Origin of the sequence: Streptomyces fuscigenes (genome assembly GCF_021556455.1) — a bacterium.
GTDB lineage: Bacteria > Actinomycetota > Actinomycetes > Streptomycetales > Streptomycetaceae > Streptomyces > Streptomyces fuscigenes.
The window spans coordinates 1-3,488 of sequence record NZ_JAKGCV010000523.1 but is presented as its reverse complement, the minus strand read 5'-3'; the positions used below and the strand labels follow the sequence as shown (position 1 = coordinate 3,488).

Annotated in this window: 3 protein-coding genes and 1 pseudogene; all 4 read left to right on the top strand. The window is 73.1% G+C overall.

What is annotated here, in order from left to right:
* Positions 1-663 (top strand): helix-hairpin-helix domain-containing protein (locus tag L1885_RS25680; protein WP_235799551.1); only part of this gene is annotated, 663 nt, incomplete at its 5' end.
* A complete protein-coding gene (gene rapZ / locus L1885_RS25675) occupies positions 656-1,642 on the top strand; it encodes an RNase adapter RapZ (protein ID WP_235799550.1) in 987 nt (328 codons plus the stop codon). The genes L1885_RS25680 and rapZ, both read left to right, overlap by 8 nt.
* Complete coding sequence (locus L1885_RS25670) at positions 1,639-2,676, top strand: gluconeogenesis factor YvcK family protein (protein WP_372482026.1); 1,038 nt, start codon at positions 1,639-1,641, stop codon at positions 2,674-2,676. The genes rapZ and L1885_RS25670 overlap by 4 nt, the downstream gene beginning before the upstream one ends.
* Positions 2,667-3,377, top strand: a pseudogene (gene whiA, locus L1885_RS25665) (DNA-binding protein WhiA); the annotation flags it as partial. The gene L1885_RS25670 and the pseudogene whiA, both read left to right, overlap by 10 nt.
* Between the last annotated feature and the right edge of the window lie 111 nt (positions 3,378-3,488).

Below are 3,488 nucleotides of genomic sequence, written 5' to 3'. Positions count from 1 at the left end.
GCCCCGGAGGACTCCCGCGCCCCGGCGCCGCGGTCCGCGCCCGCCGCCGGCACCTCGCCCGGCGCGGACCCCACGGATCCCGCCGACCTCGACCCCGCCGACCCGGGCGGGCTCAAGGACGACGACGGGCGGCCCAAGCGGTTCGCGTACCCGCCCCAGCTCGTCGTCGTGGACGGCGGGCAGCCGCAGGTCGCGGCGGCCAAGAGGGCCCTCGACGAACTGGGCATCGACGACGTCGCCGTGTGCGGCCTCGCCAAGCGGCTGGAGGAGGTCTGGCTGCCCGACGACGCGGACCCGGTCGTCCTCCCGCGCTCCAGCGAGGGCCTCTACCTGCTCCAGCGCGTGCGCGACGAGGCCCACCGCTTCGCCATCACCTACCAGCGCGCCAAGCGGGCCAAGCGCATCAGGTCGGGACCGCTGGACGACGTCCCCGGCCTCGGCGACGCGAGGAAACAGATACTCGTCAGGCATTTCGGCTCGGTGAAGAAGCTCCGGCAGGCCACAATCGAGCAGATCTGCGAGGTTCCCGGCTTCGGCCGCAAGACGGCCGAGGCCGTGGTCGTGGCCCTCGCGAAGACGGCCCCGGCCGCGCCGGCCGTGAACACGGCCACAGGAGAGATCATGGAAGACGGCCGGGACAGCGGGGACGGCGGGCATGACTGAGGACGACCGGCACACCGAGCACGACCGGGACGGAGCGGGGCACATGAGCACGGGCGGCACGTACACGAGCGGCTCAGGCGGCGAGGCCCTCCCGGCCGACGCGGCCGGACACGAACCCGGCATCCCCGAGCTGGTGATCATCTCCGGCATGTCCGGGGCGGGCCGCAGCACCGCGGCCAAGTGCCTGGAGGACCTCGGCTGGTTCGTCGTCGACAACCTTCCGCCCGCGCTGATCCCGACGATGGTCGAACTCGGCGCCCGCTCCCAGGGCAACGTGGCGCGCATCGCCGTCGTCGTCGACGTGCGGGGACGGCGCTTCTTCGACAATCTGCGCGAGTCGCTCGCCGACCTGGACGCCAAGGGCGTCACGCGCAGGATCGTCTTCCTGGAGTCCTCCGACGACGCGCTGGTGCGCCGCTTCGAGTCGGTACGGCGCCCGCACCCCCTCCAGGGCGACGGCCGCACGCTCGACGGGATCGTCGCCGAGCGGGACCTGCTGCGCGAGCTGCGCGGTGACGCCGACCTCGTCATCGACACCTCCAGCCTGAACGTGCACGAGCTGCGCGCCAAGCTCGACGCCGGGTTCGCCGGCGAGGAGGAGCCCGAACTGCGGGCCACGGTCATGTCGTTCGGCTACAAGTACGGGCTCCCGGTCGACGCCGACCTCGTCGCGGACTGCCGCTTCCTGCCCAACCCGCACTGGGTGCCCGAGCTGCGCCCGTTCACCGGGCTCAACGAGGAGGTCGCCGGCTACGTGTTCAACCAGCCCGGCGCGAAGGAGTTCCTGGACCGCTACACGGAACTCCTGGAACTGGTTGCCACGGGCTACCGCCGCGAGGGCAAGCGCTACGTGACCATCGCCATCGGCTGCACGGGCGGCAAGCACCGCTCGGTCGCCATGTCCGAGCGGCTGGCGGCCCGCCTCGCCGGCGCCGGCATCGAGACGGTCACCGTCCACCGCGACCTGGGGCGCGAGTGACCGGCCGCACGTTCAGACTCCGCAGGCTGCGCACCGGCACCCCCGCGCCCTCCGCCCGCGGCCCGCGCGGCGCGCAGCCCAAGGTCGTCGCCCTCGGCGGCGGCCACGGCCTGTCCGCCTCGCTCACCTCGCTGCGCCGCATCACCGGCGACCTCACCGCGGTCGTCACGGTGGCCGACGACGGCGGCTCCAGCGGCCGGCTGCGCGAGGAGCTCGGCGTGCTCCCGCCCGGCGACCTGCGCAAGGCGCTCGCCGCGCTGTGCGGCGACGACGAGTGGGGCCAGACGTGGTCGCACGTCATCCAGCACCGCTTCGAGTCCCAGGGCGACCTGCACGACCACGCCGTCGGCAACCTCCTGATCGTCGCCCTGTGGGAGCAGCTCGGCGACCACGTCAAGGCGCTCGACCTCGTCGGCAAGCTCCTCGGCGCGCACGGCCGCGTGCTGCCGATGTCGGCGGTGCCGCTGGAGCTCCAGGCCCTGGTGCGCGGCCACGACCCGGCGCGCCCGGACGACGTGGAGACCGTGCGGGGCCAGGCGACGGTCGCGCTCACGCGCGGCGAGGTCCAGTCCGTCCACCTCGTGCCCCCCGACCCGCCCGCCGTCCCGGAGGCCGTCCGGGCCGTGATGGACGCCGACTGGGTGGTTCTCGGACCCGGGTCCTGGTTCAGTTCGGTCATACCCCACCTGCTCGTGCCCGAACTGCTGACGGCCCTGGTGGAGACCAGGGCGCGCCGGGTGCTCTCACTGAACCTGGCACCGCAACCGGGCGAAACAGAAGGCTTCTCACCGCAGCGTCATTTGGAGGTTTTGGCGCGACACGCCCCTAAACTCGCCCTGGACGTGGTTCTGGCCGACCGGGCCGCCGTACCCGACAGCGATTCCCTCGCCGAGGCAGCGAAACGCTTCGGTGCCGCCGTCGAGCTGGCCCCGGTCGCCGCGCACGACAGCTCCGCGACACACGACCCGGAGCTGCTGGCCGCCGCGTACGACCGTATTTTTCGCATGCATGGAAGGATCGGCCCATGGCGATGACGCCAGCGGTGAAGGACGAGATCGCTCGGCTCCCGGTCACCCGGACGTGCTGCAGGAAGGCCGAGGTCTCGGCGATCCTCCGGTTCGCGGGCGGGCTGCACCTGGTCAGCGGCCGCATCGTGATCGAGGCGGAGCTCGACACCAGCATCGCGGCGCGGCGCCTGCGCAAGGACATCCTGGAGATCTTCGGGCACAACTCGGAGCTGGTCGTGATGGCGCCGGGCGGACTGCGCCGCGGCAGCCGTTACGTCGTCCGGGTGATCACGGGCGGCGATCAGCTGGCCCGGCAGACGGGCCTGGTGGACGGCCGCGGCCGGCCCATCCGCGGCCTGCCCCCGCAGGTCGTCTCGGGGGCGACCTGCGACGCGGAGGCCGCGTGGCGGGGCGCGTTCCTCGCGCACGGCTCGCTGACGGAGCCCGGGCGCTCCTCCTCCCTGGAGGTCACCTGCCCCGGGCCCGAGGCCGCGCTCGCGCTGGTCGGCGCGGCGCGCCGGCTCCAGATCCCGGCGAAGGCCCGTGAGGTCCGTGGGGTCGACCGGGTCGTGGTCCGCGACGGCGACGCGATCGGCGCGCTGCTGACGCGGCTCGGGGCGCACGAGTCGGTGCTGGCGTGGGAGGAGCGGCGGATGCGCCGCGAGGTCCGCGCCACCGCGAACCGCCTCGCGAACTTCGACGACGCGAACCTGCGCCGCTCTTGCCGTCGTAGACCGTGTTGTTGCCGTACATGTCGATCTGGCCGAAGCAGGTCGACTTGTCGATGCCCTTGACCTGGAGGGTCGCGTGGTCGTTGTCCTTGGACAGCGTGGCCTGGT